Source organism: Niallia sp. FSL K6-0212 (genome assembly GCF_038007605.1).
Classification (GTDB): Bacteria; Bacillota; Bacilli; order Bacillales; family Cytobacillaceae; genus Niallia; species Niallia circulans.
This window is the reverse complement of record NZ_JBBOXL010000001.1, coordinates 3,517,601-3,535,412: the sequence shown is the minus strand read 5'-3', so window position 1 is coordinate 3,535,412 and position 17,812 is coordinate 3,517,601. Positions and strand designations below refer to the sequence as shown.

Here is a 17,812-nt window from a genome sequence, read left to right as displayed (position 1 = left end):
TTTAGCCAATAAGCAATGGCCCCTAAAAAGAGGCTTACTTTATTTTCTTCCCATATTATTACTGTAACAACCGTTATATATCCCTTGAACTTTTATTTTTTGAAGAAAATTTCCTAGTAAGCCATTGTTCCAAATCCTCATAATAGGCTAAAAATTGATTAGTCAACTTTAATTTTGGTAAAGTCACATATACTAAAATGGATGACATTGCCGCAATGATTGCTCCTACCAAAACATCCATTGGATAATGAACGCCTACCCATATACGCGATACCCCGACAATAAAAGCAAGCATAACCCATATCAACCAAAGTCCTCTTTTAAATAAATAAAAGGATAGACAAATGGAAAAAAATAAAATTGTATGATCGCTTGGAAAAGAATTATCCACAGCCTTTTCAATCAATTTATTTACATGTAATAACTCTTCAAAAGGTTGATAATTTGAATGTAGTATTCCAGCTATTTTCCCTCCAATTTCTGCAAATATGAAACTAACCATGGCGCAAAATACCATCATCCTATTTTTCTTCTTGCTATTGAACCAAAGCATCAAAGTTAAAATAGCTAAGCAATACACCATATACTCGGCAATAAATATCATTGGTATATTCAAAAAAGTGTATTGCTTTCCTAAATCATTAATGTACCTAAATAAATGAATATTAACCTCTGAAAAAATCATATCTACCATAATCCTCTCTTTTGATATACTATGACTTTAATTTAAGGTAATATATAAATTTTCTCCTTCAAATTAGATAACATTGTGCTTTATAAACGAACAGTACTGTAATTTAAGTGTGACAATTATGTTTGATTTATACTGAATTATTCAAAAGAGAGTAAACAAAGGACGTTATTTTCCAGCTGCAGCTTGATCTTTTTCCTCCTTTGAATGAAACACAGCAAGTATTCCATATAATAAAAAAGCCTTGAATATAAAAATACCAAGTCATAAAGGATCGAATATAAGCATACGGACACCAAGGTGATCTGTCTCATGATAAGACAAACAGAAAAGCTACATATTTTTATTGATGACTGAAATTGCACCTAAATCCACATGGAGGAACTGCAATAATGTAGAAAGTGGTATAAAATCCTCTTTGGAGTTTCTTTGCATGTAAAAAGCATCCACTGGATGCTTTTTATACTTTAAATCCTATTTACTATTTCTGAATATTTTTTAAATAATTCTTCAATTTCTTCTGGCCTTACATCATCTCCAAAAAAATCTGCCTGTTTCACATGTAAGGCTAGTAACTCCATAATCATATCGTACTTATTTCTTCCAGTAGTTTTTAACTCCATCTTTGCACCTCCCTCCCTTTCATTATTAAAGAAAAGAAATTAATGGACAATCTATATATTTCGTCATTTTTCGACATAAATCTTCTTACCTATTTTTTAAGGTTGATTCCAAAAGGTGCTCGCAATTAATGGGGAAGCTGCAGTATGTTAAGATTAAAAAGATAATGGGGAATTGATACGATTTCTTGTATAAAACAATTATATATGCATTTCACATTTTTATTTTTCTTTGCTACCTCATTCGGTTATCTTATGTAATACTGGGAAAGTAGCTGTCTTTGTATACTCTAATCTTTTTTTATGTTAGGGTAAAGCTACCATTAAAACTAAATTTCATATATCAATTATTTAATTAAGGACATGAATTTATTTTTTTTGAAATAAAAAACAAAGGATGATTTGTTGAATAAAATAATAACGTTCCGCCAAAAGGTAATATACAATGGTAGAATTCACTTTTGCTTTTCAGATTTTGATGAAAATGGGCTCATAGAAATAATTGATCCTAAAACGAAATCAATTTTCTTAACACAACTTGAATGTCTTATATATAGGGTAAAATAAGCTATCCATTTAACTTGATTGTTTTTTCATGCTCTTACACTTCCTTTTTCTTGCTAACATTTTTCAAATGTGCTGTTTCACTTGCCTTTTTTCTAATATTAATGTTTTTGCTGAAAGTAGAATCTTGGCTTGTAGTATTTGCTGCTACTTCCTTTACAAATCAGCATCATCATTCAAATTATTAGATATAGGAAAAATAAAGAAGTATTATTTGGATACTGAATTTCCTAACTGAATCTATTTCACTTCTTCTTTATCTCACAAAGAAGGATGTGTTCCTAAACAAATTCTACCTTTCTCCGACCTTACTAATAATACTTATAAATGGACAGTAAGACAAGTTAAGGTAGTAAACTAACAAACAATAGCCCTAACGAAAGGTTGCTTGCTTATCTAATTCTTTATTTTCTAATAAATTAATACATTGATGCTTATTAATCTCATAAATAGCCTCTTTTTGTTCTGCTTCTGTCTGACAAAACCCATTTTCATTTTAGACAAACATTTTCTGGAACAAATTAACATAAGATATCTAAAAGTAAAAGGAGGTAAACTATGTCTTCTGAAGTTATTACAGGGCTTGACGGTCCAATATATCACGGCACTACATTTTTTCAAGTTGGTCCTTGGAATCAGCCTTTGCATTGCCAGAATAATATGTGTCATGTTCACTATTCCCACGGAGTTATCAATTTGAAATATCCCCCTTATCATTCAACTACTTATCCTTATCCACAATTTCTAGCATCTTACGTTCCAGGTGTACCAGGTTTTACTTCGCCTTTTCATGCTCATTCTAGAAATAATATTTATTCATTCATTGAGAAGGCAATTGATGGTGAGTATTCTGCTATCTCTTGTTATCAGCATCTGATTAACCTAGCACCATCTAAAGAAATCAAGGAAAGAATTACGGAAATTAGAAATGATGAAATGCGACACTTCAGAACTTTTTCGAATTTATATACACAATTGACGGGGAAGAACCATCAACCTAAAATGATTGAAAATTGCCCAAATCAGTTTAACGCTGGAATAGACTTTGCATTTAAAGATGAACAAGAGACCGTTGATTTTTACTTAGAAACTGCCTCCAAAACTGATAATCTAAAAATTAAAGAAGCATTTATCAGAGCAGCCCATGATGAACAAAATCATGCAGTTTGGTTTCTTTATTTTTTAAATAAACGCGTAAGCTAGGATAATCACCTAGCTTTTTTATTGGATTGGCAAACTATCCTTTTAATTTTCCGTCTTAATAAAATTTCGTCTATTCCATCTAAAAAAGCCTTGGTATAAAAATACCAAGGCTTTTATCATTAATACATTTCCATATACTGGTCGCGCTCCCATGGGGGCACTTGGACACGGAACATATACTATCTCATAATAGTGGGTAAAAGTTCATATAAATACAGAAGTTTTTACGCTTTCCTTTTTATCTCATAATAGATAATATAAAAGATGTTAAAAGTGAATTAGATATAGAGTAATCGTGGAAAATAACCATTATCGTTATCCGTGGGGATTAAATAAGGACCACCCGTGAGAATGAACTGCACCCCAATTGTTAGACACAAACTAACAGTTGGAGGTGCAGTTTTTATATGTCTAAATTTAATATAGAGGAAAAAATAGAAGCAGTTATTCGTTATCTACAGGGAACGGAGGGGGTAAAATTTATTGCGAAATCCATAGGGGTACATCATACAGTCTTATTAAATTGGATAAAACAATATGAATATCATGGTGCCGATGCTTTAATAAAACCCTATACATCTTATACAACACAGTTTAAACTAGACGTACTGAATTATATGAGAGAGACAGGGACGTCTATAAGGGAAACTGCTGCAATATTTAACATTGCAACACATAGTACCATTCTAAAATGGCAAAAAGGTTTTGAATTACATGGAATTGACGCCCTGAAACCAACACAAAAGGGGCGCCCACCAATGAAAAAGGAAACGAATAAACCTCAACCAGTAGAAGGGTCTGAAGAAGCATTACAAGCTGAAAATGAACGTTTACGGATGGAGAATGCTTACTTAAAAAAGTTACATGCCTTAATTCAAGAAAAGGAAAAACTACAGAACAGGACAAAGCGCAAATAATTTATGAATTAAGGCAAGAATTTAAAGTGATTGATCTAGTAAAGGTCGCTGGTATTGCGCGTAGTACGTATTACTATTGGGTAAAACAAATGGATCGCCCAGATAAATATAAGGAAGTTAAAGAGTTAATTCAGGAGATTTTTGATGAACATCAGGGACGATATGGATATCGTCGGATCACATTAGAATTACATAACCGAGGCATCAAAATAAATCATAAAACAGTCCGCCGTCTTATGAATGAGATGGGATTAAAGTGTCTTGTGCGTATGAAAAAATATCGTTCCTACCGTGGGCAAGTAGGGAAAATAGCCCCAAATATTTTGGAACGTGATTTTAAAGCATCGAAACCAAACGAAAAGTGGGTAACGGATGTAACAGAATTCCATCTACACGGGGAGAAGCTATATTTGTCCCCCGTTCTAGATTTATTCAACGGAGAAATCATCGCTTATAACATAGAAAAGCGTCCTGTTTATCTACTTGTTTCGAAAATGCTGGACAAAGCTTTTGAGCATTTGAAAGAGGGTGACACCCCTATCCTCCATTCGGATCAAGGTTGGCATTATCAAATGAAGAAGTACCAACATGCTTTAAAGAAACATGAGATTACTCAAAGTATGTCACGTAAGGGGAATTGTTTAGATAACGCAGTCATGGAGAATTTCTTTGGCTTATTAAAGTCTGAATTACTCTATTTAAAAGAATTTGAGAGTATGCAGCATTTTAAAGAAGAATTAGAGAATTACATTCACTACTATAACCACAAACGGATTAAGACAAAATTAAAAGGCATGAGTCCGGTGCAATATCGAACTCATGCCCTAGTAGCTGCCTAAATCCCGTGTCTAACTTTTTGGGTTCAGATCAGAACGGGTGGTTTTCTCTGCGGCTGAAAGCCTTTATTACTGACCAAACCCTAAAGGGCTACTGAAAGGTTCGCCAATTGTACTACTTCTACTGGCCAGACCTCAAAGGCCTTCTCTCCTAATTTTTTCGTTTCTTTTTCTTCACTTCTTCCCCTGTAAATGGATCAATATATTCCATCATTGTTAATTGTTCTGCGACTATATCATCTTGTATTTGATTACGGATATATTCTTCAATTACCTTTTTGTTTCTTCCTACCGTATCTACATAATATCCTGTACACCAAAATTTTCGATTTCCATACTTATATTTCAATTGTGCATGTCGATCAAATATCATCAAGCTACTTTTCCCTTTTAGATAGCCTACGAATGCTGATACACTTAATTTTGGCGGAATACTCACTAACATATGTACGTGATCCTTACACGCTGTTGCTTCTATTATCTCCACGCCTTTCCTCTCACATAAGGTACGTAAGATTTGCCCAATATCTTTCTTTATTTTCCCGTAAATTATTTGTCTTCTATATTTTGGTGCAAATACTATGTGATACTTACAATTCCAAGTTGTGTGTGCTAAACTATTATTGTCTTTTGACATAAGGACTTCCTCCTGGCTATTTATTTTCGGTTGGCGAACCAAAAAATATTTTAGCACCAAGAGGAAGTTTTTTTAATACCACGCTGTAAGCTTTTTGGAACCCTAGGCATAGCCCAGGGTTTTCTTTTCTATAAAAATAAAATGACCCCGGTACAATACCGGGACCATCTAATTGCTGCTTAGCACTTTTTTAAACTGTCTATAAAATGGGGACAGTTCAATCAGGAACGCTTTTATATTTTTATTTTAGTTTCATATTAGCCAAAACAAAATAATTGTCATACCAAACTGCCTTACTATCTGTTTTAATTTCAAGCTTTTTAACACCTTTAACGGATATAGACATATTAATTGGTAAGTCACCCGCATTAAAGTTATACTCTTTGATTAATTTACCATCACCATAAAATGCAATATGGCCAGGAATTTGACCACCATCTTGTAAACCTAGCATACCAGAAATAGATGAGTACTTCCCTTGAAGGTTAAAGTCATATACGTTGCTCTCGTTATCGTTTGCAACATAGAATGCATAACCTTTGGAATATTTATTTCCTCCTGTTTTTAAAGCCCAATCTTCATTGGTATATGAGCTACCAGTTTGATGATATGGTTCCTCAAAAACATCAGACATATAAACTCCATTTGTACCTTCACCTAAGTACCAAGTTTTCACTTTACTATTATAAGAAGTACCAACATTATACATTGAACCTAATAGTTGAACAGGAGCGTAAGGTACACCATTGTAGTTAACTAAGACAGGAACCGATTTACTTGATATTGTTGTATTACCGCTTTTGGTATTACCAAGATAACTTAACTTAGCGTCAAGAGGTTGAATTACTTTAGCCTTTAGGCTTTTAATTTCTTTATCACGAGATGCTACCTTATCTTTTTGGCTTTTTATTTCTTTATCTTTACTTGATATAGTTGATTTTAACCTTTTTATTTCTTTATCCTTAGAAGCTACATTACCCTTTTGTTTTTTTATTTCTTTATCCCTGCTGGAAACTTTTGATTTTAAATCCTTTATTTCTTTGTCTTTTGAAGAGACTTGTTTTTTCAACTTGCTATTTTCCGCTTTTAAATCTTTAACTTGCTTTTCTAATGATGACTTTGAAGCTGCATCTACAGTGCTACTAAATGTAACAAATGTACCCAATGTGAGTACAAATGCCATTAGAAACATTAATACTTTTCTGTTTTTCACTAATTCTCCCCCTTTATGTATATATACCTATGACTAAAGTATTATATTATATCCATTCTATAAAATCAACCATATTTTTCTATAAAAATACATATCCTAGCAAGCTAAAAAAACCCCCTAATGAGGAACGCTTCTCTTTGAATATTTTCTTAATGATATAAATTTAATATGTATAAATGCAAACAATTTAAACTTAATAGAAAATAATTGTTTGTATTTTTTTAATTTTATTGAAACATTTTTTCATCTTTCGTATTTATCACTATCTTACATAAAAGGATGGTTAAGAATCCTTATGTCATATTTACAATTTAGTGAGGTTTTTATAAAAAATATTCGAGAGCAATTGAATGCAGACTTCTTTGTCTCAAAGGACTTCGTGATAGAAACTAATTATTTTTCACCTAAAGCAAAACATCTTTACATAATTTATAAGTATCAGAAAAATTATGAATTTACGCTACGCTATTTTTTGGGTAATGATTCATTTTCCATCACAATGCAGCTTGGTGATATTATCTTGAAAGCATATTGAGAAGAGCCGAGTTACCTCAAATAGCGATTCATGCCCTTAGGGATACTCATGCAGTTTTATTATTAGAAGCTGGGGCAACTATAGAATATGTAATCGAGTAGGAGGGAGTGATTAACTCCCGACCTCTCACACCACCGTACGTACGGTTCCGTATACGGCGGTTCAATTAAGATAAATGACGCAAGAATTTATAACGAGTTTGTAGACTTTTAAACCCTTGATTATTCCAATAGGAGATATCGAGGGTTTTATCTAATATAGGACTGTTCGAGACGCGCCAATAGCCCTTCCGGCTATTTCCCCATTCATAAGCCTTCCCTTTTGGGACACCTAGATGTATAAGGTTGCGAATCCTTGTCTTTGGTTTCTTCCAGTCTTTCCATTGGCACATGCGAAGTCTTCTTCGTATCCAACCATCTAATTTTATAAACAGTGATTTAGTATCCGCTAATGCAAAATATCCACACCAACCCATTAGATATTGGTTTAATTTCTCCATCCGACATCTCATAGAATAGGGCATCTTTCTGGAAGTGATTTCTCGTATTTTCATCTTCATTCGTTTTAAGCTTTCTTTTGCAATACGAATCTTTGGTTCTTTAGAAGACGTGAAGCTAAACCCTAGAAACTTCCGTTTCCATGGTCGATCTACTGCTGACTTCTTCTCATTCACTTTTAATCGAAGTTTCTTTTCGATGAATCGTTGAATGCTTGCCCTTGTTCGTTCTCCTGCCCGCTTCGATTTTACGTAAACATTACAGTCATCCGCGTAACGAACGAATTTATGCCCGCGACTTTCTAGCTCTTTATCTAGTTCATCCAGAACTATGTTAGAGAGTAATGGACTTAATGGTCCGCCTTGTGGCGTTCCTTTTTCTGTACTTGAAATAACTCCATCCATCATAACGCCCGCCTGTAAATATTTGCGGATTAACTTTATTAGTGGTTTGTCATTGATTCTTTTCGCAAGTGTACTCATGAGTCTATCATGGTTGACCTTATCAAAGAACTTCTCTAAATCCATGTCTACAACCCATCTATATCCTTCTTTTATATAACCCTTTGCTTCCCTTACCGCATCATGGGCGCTTCGGTTTGGTCGAAAGCCATAGCTATGTTCGGAGAACATCGGGTCATATATCTTCGATAATACTTGGGCAATGGCTTGTTGAATCAAACGATCTTTCACGGTTGGAATACCTAGTAGCCGAACACCTCCATCAGATTTCGGGATTTCGACTCTTCGGACAGGCATTGGCTCATAAGTACCCTTGAAAATAGCCTCTCTGATAGAATGCCAGTTTTCGACTATGTGCTGTCGTAGGATTTGTACGGGCATCCTATCTACTCCATGACTTCCTTTATTCTGTTCTACTCGTTTTAATGCTTGAAGCATATTTTCCCGTGACAGGATTTGATTTAAAAGCATCGTTATTCTTCCTTCCGTGAATAGCTTATCTTCTTATGCCAGTGGTCACTCCACCCTCCAAGAGATCCCCCACGGAATTCACCGTTTCCTTCCTCAAGTGAGGTACTATGTTTTCTGTGTTCCTCATGACCTACTGAAAGCCAAGGGCTATTCTCTCTTAATTGTTCCGTCCTTCCAAATCGTTCTAGACCGATTTGTACTATGACATCGGCTGACTTCTGATGGTTCAGCTACTTATCGCTAAGTAGGTTAGGAAGAGTACTTCACGTATCCATCAGACCTCCCCGGGTAAGAGTGCGATCTTTCCTTCCATCTATCTGCTTCATTTACTTTGTATCACCTTCGGCAGAAAGGACTTTGTTTTGTTTGGCAAACTCATCCAATGATACCTAGCCTTCTATGAAGTTCGTGTCCCTCAGACCGGAAGTTTGCCGCCCGCTTCCTTCAGATTCCGCGTCACCACGGACACCCTTGCGTTAAGCTAACTGCTACTTCTGCCTTCGCAGTTCGGGACTTTCACCCTAAAGATTGCACCCATGCCGGGCACACCAAAAAAGACTTGGTCATAAAAACTACCAAGTCACTGTAGATACCTATTCACATATAACTAAAAATATTGAAGAAAATTCTTTATCCAAGTTTGAAAATCATATGAATAATGTACTCGGAAAAATTTAATTTCATGGGCGTTTTATGGATGTTCGTTATTCTGACCAATAACTAACCATTTCCACCCATGAAATAATTTAGCTTAAACCTTTAAGATAAATGACTTTTACTAATTAATACATTTCCATATACTGGTCGCGCTCCCATGGGTGCACTTGGACACGGAACATATCCCATTCAATCTCTTTTGCTTCTACAAAATGATCAAAGATATGCTCTCCTAGAGCGTCAATCATTGTTTCATTTTGCTTTAGCTCATCTAATGCTTGCGCTAATGTTGATGGTAAATCAACAATGCCTTCCGCAATTCTTTCTTCTTTGCTCATAATGTAGATATTTCGATCTACTGGAGCAGGAGGAGTCATTTGGTTTTCGATTCCGTCTAAACCTGCTTTTAATAAAGCTGCCATTGCTAAGTATGGGTTAGCAGCTGGATCTACACTACGTACTTCTACACGAGTGCTTAAGCCACGTGAAGCTGGAATACGCATTAGTGGAGAACGGTTTCTAGCAGACCATGCAACATAGCAAGGTGCTTCGTAACCAGGCACTAGACGCTTATATGAGTTTACAGTCGGGTTAGTAATGGCGGTAAAGCTAGTAGCATGTTTACCAATACCAGCGATAAATTGCAATGCTGTTTCGCTTAATTCTAATTCACCTTTTGGATCATAGAAAACATTTTCGCCATTTTTGAATAGAGAAAGGTTGCAGTGCATACCTGAACCATTCACACCAAATAATGGTTTTGGCATAAATGTCGCATGAAGACCATGCTTACGAGCAATGGTTTTAACAACTAATTTAAATGTTTGAATTTGATCACAAGCTGTAATTGCATCCGCGTATTTAAAGTCAATTTCATGCTGTCCTGGTGCTACTTCATGGTGAGATGCTTCAATTTCAAAGCCCATCTCTTCCAATTCTAACACGATATCACGACGACAGTTTTCGCCTAAGTCTGTTGGTGCTAAATCGAAGTAACCACCATTATCATTAAGTTCTAAAGAAGGTGCGCCTTTTTCATCCAATTTGAATAAGAAAAATTCCGGCTCAGGCCCAAGATTGAAATCAGTGAATCCCAGCTCTTCCATCTCTTTCAAGACTCTTCTAAGATTATTACGAGGATCTCCTTCAAATGGTGTTCCATCTGGATTATAAATATCACAAATCAAACGTGCCACTTTTCCTTTTTCTGCAGTCCATGGGAATACAACCCAAGTGTTTAGATCAGGATATAGGTACATATCGGATTCTTCAATACGTACAAAACCTTCGATAGAAGAACCATCAAACATCATTTTATTATCCAAAGCCTTATCTAACTGACTAATTGGAATTTCCACGTTTTTGATTGTTCCTAGGATATCCGTGAACTGTAAACGGATAAATTTCACATTACTTTCACTTGCAAACCTTTTGATATCTTCTTTAGTGTAATTTTTAGCCACGACTATTCCTCCACTCCCTACTTTTCTTCTTATCTATTTTTGAAAATAACGAGACATGTCTCCTTGTCTCATAGAGGGACGATGAGTATCATTAAAGCGACCTGCATTTAATAATTCTTTGCGCAATAATTTACGCAAATCCTCATCCGATAATTCTCTGCGTGCTTTTTCTGCTTCTTTCTTTACTTCATCTGTCAGCACTTGTTTTTCTTGAACAGAGAATATTTGTTTAATTCCAGCAAGGTTTACTCCTTGATCAATTAGATCTTTAATCTCCAATAACTTATCAATATCCGATAATGAAAAAAGTCTTCTATTGCCATCCGATCTTGCTGGAGCCACTAATTCGTGTTCTTCATAGTAACGAATTTGTCGAGCGGATAGCTCTGTTAATTGCATGACAATACTTATTGGAAAAAGAGGCATCGATCGACGAATTTGACTACCAGACATGGCATTCGGCTCCTTTAAAATGATTTAATCCCCTTCATTATATGATTGGGGAAAAAAGATGTCAACTAATGTTACAATTTCTTCCCAACCGATGTAACGGATTGTTATACTCAAATAGTAATCAGTTTTTGTTCTAATAATCGATTAATGGCAATACATATAGCAATTTTAACATGCGAGTATGTTAATCCCCCTTGAACGTAAGCAACATATGGAGGCCGGATAGGTCCATCTGCCGTTAATTCAATACTTGCACCTTGAATAAAAGTCCCAGCTGCCATGATGACATCCTCTTCATATCCTGGCATGTAATTAGGATATGCCGTTACGTGGGAGTTTATCGGCGAAGCATATTGAATCGCTTGGCAAAAAGCAATCATTTTGTCTTTATCATCAAATTGAACAGATTGAATAAGGTCTGTTCTTTTGGCATTCCAGCTGGGCGAAGAATTCATCCCCAATTTCTCCAGCATAGCTGCTGTGAAAATTGCTCCTTTTAAGCTTTGCCCAACAACATGTGGGGCAAGAAAGAAACCTTGATACATTTCTTGTAAACTGTAAAGAGAAGCTCCTGCCTCTGCACCAATACCTGGAGATGTCATGCGATAAGAACAAGCTTTAACGAATTCCTCTTTTCCGACAATGTAACCACCTGTTTTAGCAATTCCCCCACCAGGGTTTTTGATTAAAGAACCTGCCATTAAATCAGCGCCGACATGGCACGGCTCCATATCTTCCACAAATTCCCCGTAGCAATTATCAACAAATACAACCACATCACTTTTTATTTCTTTAACAAAAGCAATCATCTTTTCAATTTCTTCAATGGCAAAGGAAGGTCTCGTTGCATAGCCCTTTGAACGCTGTATACCAATCATTTTCGTATTTGCATGAATAGACGCAGCGATTTTTTCATAATCTGGCTGTCCATCTGGAAGTAAATCAACACTGTTGTAGTCGATATTAAACTCACGCAGTGACCCTGTCCCTTCCCCTCTTAACCCAACAATTTCTTCTAATGTGTCATACGGTTTCCCTGTAATATATAGAAGCTCATCGCCTGGTCGAAGGATTCCAAATAGCGCTGTACTGATAGCATGTGTTCCTGAAATAATTTGCGGTCTCACTAAACCAGCTTCCCCGCCAAATACTTCTGCATAAATACTTTCCAATGTATCACGGCCAATATCATCATATCCATACCCAGTGGACGGAATAAAATGTGATTCACTTACCTTGTGATTTTGAAAGCTTGCTAAGACACGAAATTGATTGGAATCAATTCTTTTATCGATTGATTGATGTACTTCCTTTATTTGTTGTTCCACTTCCATTACTAATGATTCTAGCTGTTTTCCATATGTTAACTGCATATACATTTATTTCTCCCATTCCTCTTTTTCTATCGACTTTTTATAGTTTAAAATAGCATGTTCTTTAAACGCATACCCTTTACACAAATAGTTTTGCGTTTCTTCATCAAAAATTAAGCTGCGCAGGACTGTTTCATTTTTTAGCTGCGACAATAATTTCCCATTATTACTTTCAACCGTTGTTTCATAATATTCCATGTTTTCCATCATCATTTGTTCAATTGTCTGCTTCAGCTGTTCCCGATCTTCTTTATTAAAAGCACTGATTAAAATACTTTCTGTTTTGGATGTAGGGACAAATTTTGGATGCACTAAATCTTTTTTATTATAGACCGTTAAATGCGGAATTGCGGGTATTTCCAAATCTTCAAGTAATTTATGTACGGTTTCCTCATGCTGATAATATTCCTCATTAGAGCTATCCACAACGTGAAGCAATAAATCTGCTTCTCGTACCTCTTCTAAAGTAGAACGGAAAGCAGCAACTAATGTTGTTGGCAAATCTTGAATAAATCCTACTGTATCCGTAATCAGTGCTGAAAATCCGCTTGGCAGTATAATTTTGCGTGTCATTGGATCTAAAGTTGCAAACAAAATATCTTCTTCAAATGAATCTGCTTCCGAAAGGCGATTAAATAGTGTCGATTTCCCGGCATTTGTATATCCAACTAAAGCAATTTGGAATGCTCGGTTTTTCTTTCTTCTCTCCCGATAGCGATCGCGATGCTCGACAATCACACTTAATTGCGTTTTAATATCGTCAATTCTTCGTCTAATGTGCCTTCTATCTGACTCAAGCTTTGTTTCACCTGGACCTCTTGTCCCAATCCCCGCTCCTAGTCTTGATAATTGCAGACCTTGTCCGCCCAAACGCGGTAATAAGTATTGTAATTGAGCAAGCTCTACTTGAAGCTTTCCTTCTTTCGATCTTGCTCGGGATGCGAAAATATCTAAAATAAGTTGTGTGCGATCAATAATTCTAGCGTCCAAATTTTTAGATACATTGCGCACCTGACTTGGCGATAACTCATCATTAAAAATGATTAAGTCTGCTTCTAACTCCTCTGCAAGCATTTCTAGCTCTTCTACTTTTCCTTTGCCAATATATGTAGAAGGATGAATTCGTTCTCGCATTTGCGTCAGCGTTGCGACAACTACTCCGTTTGCTGTTTTCGTTAAATTCGCAAGTTCTTCCATCGAATATGCAAATCTGGCAGCGTCATTTTGTGTCTCGCAGCCGACCAGGATTACTTTTTCTTTTTCTATTTTAGTTTCTTTCAAGTATGTAAACCTTCTTTCCATGTCGAACTTTATCTATTATAGCAAACAAACTGCGTTTCTTCTATTTGCTCCTTATAAGGTTACCCAAAAGATGTCTTAGTAAAAATGCCTTTTTGAAAAAACACAGAAAAAAGGCTATTCTACGAGAATTTCTACTTTGTAGAATAACCGGCTATCCTTATTTTTCATGGGAGCTTAACATTAAATCATTACTTCTTAGTGTCATAAGTTCGTATTTATCATAATTGCTTTCTAATAGCAGCCTCATCGCTTGCGCTCTTATCGATTTTTCGATGATATTACGAATATAGCGGCCATTCGAAAAGCTTTTTGGATGCTGGACGTTTCGTACATATGAAAGATGTTCTTTTAGTTTTTTTTCTGCCTCATGACTTAAGGCATATTCCCTTTCTTTTAACATTCGATCAGCAATTTCCATTAATTGATCTGTCGTATAATCGGGAAAGTCAATGACTAGCGGGAACCTGGAGTGAAGGCCAGGATTTAACGAGAGAAAAAAATCCATCTCTCTAGAATAGCCTGCTAATATTAATATAAAGTCATGCTGTTTATCCTCCATATGCTTGACTAATGTATCAATTGCTTCTTTTCCGAAATCCTTCTCTCCACCTCGACCTAAAGAATAGGCTTCATCAATAAATAAAATACCGCCCATCGCTTTTTTTACGAGATCCCTTGTTTTTTGTGCTGTATGTCCGATATATTCACCAACTAAATCAGCACGCTCGGCTTCAATTAAATGCCCTTTTGATAAGACATTCATTTTTTGAAAAAGCTTGCCAATCAACCTCGCAACCGTTGTTTTTCCAGTCCCTGGATTACCTTTAAACATCATATGCAATGCTTGTTTGCCTGTTTTCAGGCCACTTTCTTCTCTTTTTTTATTTACATAAATCCATGCGTATATCTCTTTTATCATTTTTTTCATTTCATCCATGCCAACAAGGCTTCCTAATTCCGCTTCAATTTCCCTAAGTGCTTCATGTTCACTCGGAACATTTCTGGGGATTGACTCAGCTTCTGGCTTTTCCTTTGGAAGAACCTTCTTTTTCTGTGAATTGATTACTACGCTGATCTGTCCATTATTCTTCATCCGGATTGGATGCTCCAAAAGCCACACCTCCTCTTAAAACAAAACGCTCAAACACTTGCCCATCAAAAGCATTATTTATGACTATTTATAAGCATTTACATCGATTCATACTGTTTGCTACTATTCCCCATTGTTAATGTATATTCAGAACCTTTGCTATTCATTAAACTATTTTAGATTATTTTTTAAGTCCTTTCGAGGAGACTTCTGGTGAGTCCATATATGGAGAAGGTTATTATGCTAAAATAAAGAAATATTTCAAATATTATGTTAAATGATAAAGGAGATTAAATGGCTAGCATATTTTTAACTTCAAACGGTTTTTTTACCGATACAATTAAAGCTGAATTCTTATCCGTACAAAATCAGAGCAGTTATTTTAGGACCTTGTATCAAGAGGTGCATCATTTCTCACCAGAATTATATAGAATGAAATGGAGTAACTTCAGGGCTTGGGGGTTAACTGATAGAGCTATCTTTCCTCATTATGTTCGAGAAGATATTTATAGAGACAATAGTGGTAAGAGCATGGAGGATCGTTTGAAGGAATTTGAAAGAGATACAAACAGCACTATTACTAGGTTAAAAGACAACCAATATATTCTTTTTCATATATAAGCAAAATCTCCATCAGCGGGCGCTTCCTTCCTTTCCACTGATGGTGACTTTTACAATGGATTCAGCCTATCTTTAATCTTCCATAACCTCGATTAATTCACGGTATATATCCACAAAATAATTCTCTAATAAATCTTCTAGTTTACCAGAAAGCTGATTATATTCCTCATCAGCCTTTGTATTTAACGAATAGAATGCTTCTTCAGGTATTTCTCCATTTTCTAATGCTTGAAAAAGATTCCATAATTTCTCTCCATACTTTTCTTCGATTAACGCATAAGCATCAGCGTTTATGTCTTTCAATATTCTTATCAGTTCTGCAAAGTATTGGTGTCCACCGACCTCTTCTATATACCAAGAAAACCAATGGAATAATCCTTCATGTCCTCCGCTTTCCATTTCCGAATAATAATTGTAAACCATATATACCTTATTGGCCGTTTCATTTTCTGCTGGAAAATTATATTCTGCCATTATAGACACCATTACATTCCAAATATCATGATTATTCATGAATTCAGTTTTTTTTATTTTCTGTAACAATGATATCTCTCCCTTTAGTCATATATTATAGATACATCAATAAAAAACAGACTAAACCTATATTTGATCTAGTCTGTTTCTCATTAAGCTATTCCATATTCATTTCCTTGTAAATGCCTATGTATTCCTTTCTTTGACTTGAATGAAACAATAGGAATTTGAATTGTCCTATAATATCTTTTTTACTGAACTTGTGTGCCTTCTAAATCAATCTGTACATTTTTTTGTGGGGCAAACGTAGAAATCGCATGCTTATAAACTAACTGCTGCTTACCTTCTGATTCAAATAATACAGTGAAATTATCGAAACCTTTTATAAATCCACGTATTTGGAATCCGTTTAATAAGAATACCGTTACGTTTGTGCCATCCTTACGTAATTGATTTAAAAATTGATCTTGAATATTAACTGATTGCTTCATGAAAATCCTCCTCTTTTCTCTCTACTATTATGTATTCGATTTAATCTCTAGCATTCCTTCTAAATAAGACGAAATTTCCTGTATTTTTTTTGTAATGTCATTTGTTTTGACGGTATCTGTCATATCATACCATTGTACATTCATTTTATTGCGAAACCAAGTTAATTGCCTTTTGGCATATCTTCTTGAATTTTGTTTTAACTCTTCAATCGATTCATTTAAGCTTAGAAGTCCATCGTAATACTTATAGATTTCCTTATAGCCGATTGCCTGAATGGACTGACAGTCTCTTATGCCCTGATGATAAAAATGCTCCACTTCCTCTAACAATCCATTATCAAGCATTTGATCGACTCTTTTGTTAATTCGCTCATAAAGAATTTCTCTATCCATTGTCAGACCAATTAATGCAGCATCATAGAGCGCCTCTTGCTTCTGCTCTTTTTGGATTTCAGACATTTTTCTGCCAGTAACATGAAAGACCTCGAGTGCTCTAATTACACGTCGTACATTATGGTGGTGGATAGCAGCTGCAGCCTCAGGATCTATTTCCTTCAATCTGTCATGAATCCTTAAGCTTCCTTCTCTCTGTGCCATTTCTTCCAGTTTCATCCGAAAAGCTGGATCTGAAGCTGTTTCCTGAAACTGATAATCATATAAAACCGCTTGAATATACAACCCAGTTCCGCCAACAATAAACGGCAACTTTCCTCTTGCTGTAATCTCTGTTATTTTTTTGCGCACAAGCTCCTGAAATTGGGCGACGGAAAAACTCTCGTCTGGTTCTACAATATCAATTAAATGGTGCGGAACCCCCTGCATTTCTTCGGGAGAAATTTTTGCTGTCGCAATATCCATCCCCTTATATATTTGCATGGAATCTCCGCTAATGATTTCTCCGTCGTATTTTTTCGCCAGTTTAACGCTAAGATTGGTCTTTCCTACAGCAGTAGGTCCAATTAGCACCACAACTTTTTCCTTAATTGTCAAATGATTCAACTGCCTTTTGCCAACATTTAGCCATATCATATATAAGCTATTATTATTATTTTATCACATTCCTCCGTGCAGTTTAACCTGTAAGCATTATTACCAATCCTTTATGAAATATACAGAATTTTATCAATCAATCTTTATTTTTTTCTTCTCTTCTGAGTAAACAATTATATTATATGAATCGTTATGTATCATTTGGTTTATTTCTTCGCTATGAAAAAATTGATTGATGGAACGTATAATCTCT

General features: G+C 35.4%; 16 protein-coding genes. 3 read left to right on the top strand and 13 right to left on the bottom strand.

The genetic code is table 11. The annotated features are described in order from the left end of the window. Window positions 1-73: 73 nt before the first annotated feature. Window positions 74-685 (bottom strand): undecaprenyl-diphosphatase, encoded by a 612-nt coding sequence (locus MHH96_RS16780; RefSeq protein WP_144546044.1) that lies wholly within the window; start codon window positions 683-685, stop codon window positions 74-76. Window positions 686-1,158: 473 nt separating this feature from the next. Beyond that, window positions 1,159-1,314, bottom strand: a complete 156-nt coding sequence (locus MHH96_RS16775; protein ID WP_186325681.1) for a hypothetical protein — start codon at window positions 1,312-1,314, stop codon at window positions 1,159-1,161. Window positions 1,315-2,535: 1,221 nt separating this feature from the next. Here MHH96_RS16775 and MHH96_RS16770 point away from each other — a divergent pair. Beyond that, entirely contained in the window at window positions 2,536-3,078 is a 543-nt protein-coding gene (locus MHH96_RS16770) for a ferritin family protein (RefSeq protein ID WP_445669009.1), read from the top strand. A gap of 407 nt (window positions 3,079-3,485) precedes the next feature. After that, a protein-coding gene (locus MHH96_RS16765; protein WP_144547513.1) for an IS3 family transposase occupies window positions 3,486-4,834 on the top strand; the annotation gives its coding sequence in 2 pieces (ribosomal slippage) (window positions 3,486-3,942 and window positions 3,942-4,834; 1,350 coding nt in all). Between the two features lie 148 nt (window positions 4,835-4,982). Here MHH96_RS16765 and tnpA read toward each other — a convergent pair. The 8 genes from tnpA to spoVK form a co-directional block, all read right to left on the bottom strand. Further along, entirely contained in the window at window positions 4,983-5,468 is a 486-nt protein-coding gene (gene tnpA, locus MHH96_RS16760) for an IS200/IS605 family transposase (protein WP_047944525.1), read from the bottom strand. 241 nt (window positions 5,469-5,709) lie between these two features. Further along, a complete protein-coding gene (locus MHH96_RS16755) occupies window positions 5,710-6,681 on the bottom strand; it encodes a coiled-coil domain-containing protein (RefSeq protein ID WP_061798987.1) in 972 nt (323 codons plus the stop codon). 701 nt (window positions 6,682-7,382) lie between these two features. Further along, entirely contained in the window at window positions 7,383-8,645 is a 1,263-nt protein-coding gene (gene ltrA, locus MHH96_RS16750; protein ID WP_047945094.1) for a group II intron reverse transcriptase/maturase, read from the bottom strand. 782 nt (window positions 8,646-9,427) lie between these two features. Then, window positions 9,428-10,765, bottom strand: a complete 1,338-nt coding sequence (glnA, locus tag MHH96_RS16745) for a type I glutamate--ammonia ligase (protein WP_047944753.1) — start codon at window positions 10,763-10,765, stop codon at window positions 9,428-9,430. A gap of 33 nt (window positions 10,766-10,798) precedes the next feature. Continuing rightward, window positions 10,799-11,218, bottom strand: coding sequence for a MerR family transcriptional regulator (locus MHH96_RS16740; protein WP_016204997.1), 420 nt, complete (start codon window positions 11,216-11,218; stop codon window positions 10,799-10,801). Between the two features lie 110 nt (window positions 11,219-11,328). Next, on the bottom strand, window positions 11,329-12,597 hold the full coding sequence (locus MHH96_RS16735; protein WP_341117706.1) for a methionine gamma-lyase family protein: 1,269 nt from the start codon (window positions 12,595-12,597) through the stop codon (window positions 11,329-11,331). After that, the gene (gene hflX, locus MHH96_RS16730) at window positions 12,598-13,893 is read right to left on the bottom strand and encodes a GTPase HflX (protein ID WP_047944751.1); all 1,296 of its coding nucleotides are present in this window, start codon (window positions 13,891-13,893) and stop codon (window positions 12,598-12,600) included. Between the two features lie 157 nt (window positions 13,894-14,050). Continuing rightward, entirely contained in the window at window positions 14,051-15,004 is a 954-nt protein-coding gene (gene spoVK, locus MHH96_RS16725; RefSeq protein ID WP_047944749.1) for a stage V sporulation protein K, read from the bottom strand. Window positions 15,005-15,277: 273 nt separating this feature from the next. Between spoVK and MHH96_RS16720 the strand changes: the two genes are divergently transcribed. Then, entirely contained in the window at window positions 15,278-15,604 is a 327-nt protein-coding gene (locus tag MHH96_RS16720; RefSeq protein WP_047944747.1) for a hypothetical protein, read from the top strand. A gap of 72 nt (window positions 15,605-15,676) precedes the next feature. Here MHH96_RS16720 and MHH96_RS16715 read toward each other — a convergent pair whose 3' ends face one another. The 3 genes from MHH96_RS16715 to miaA all read right to left on the bottom strand — a co-directional run bounded on the left by MHH96_RS16715 (window position 15,677) and on the right by miaA (window position 17,559). After that, window positions 15,677-16,147, bottom strand: coding sequence for a DMP19 family protein (locus MHH96_RS16715; protein ID WP_162837597.1), 471 nt, complete (start codon window positions 16,145-16,147; stop codon window positions 15,677-15,679). Window positions 16,148-16,329: 182 nt separating this feature from the next. Then, window positions 16,330-16,569 (bottom strand): RNA chaperone Hfq, encoded by a 240-nt coding sequence (gene hfq / locus MHH96_RS16710; protein ID WP_031538267.1) that lies wholly within the window; start codon window positions 16,567-16,569, stop codon window positions 16,330-16,332. 27 nt (window positions 16,570-16,596) lie between these two features. Beyond that, complete coding sequence (gene miaA, locus MHH96_RS16705) at window positions 16,597-17,559, bottom strand: tRNA (adenosine(37)-N6)-dimethylallyltransferase MiaA (protein WP_285850552.1); 963 nt, start codon at window positions 17,557-17,559, stop codon at window positions 16,597-16,599. Window positions 17,560-17,812 lie beyond the last annotated feature (253 nt).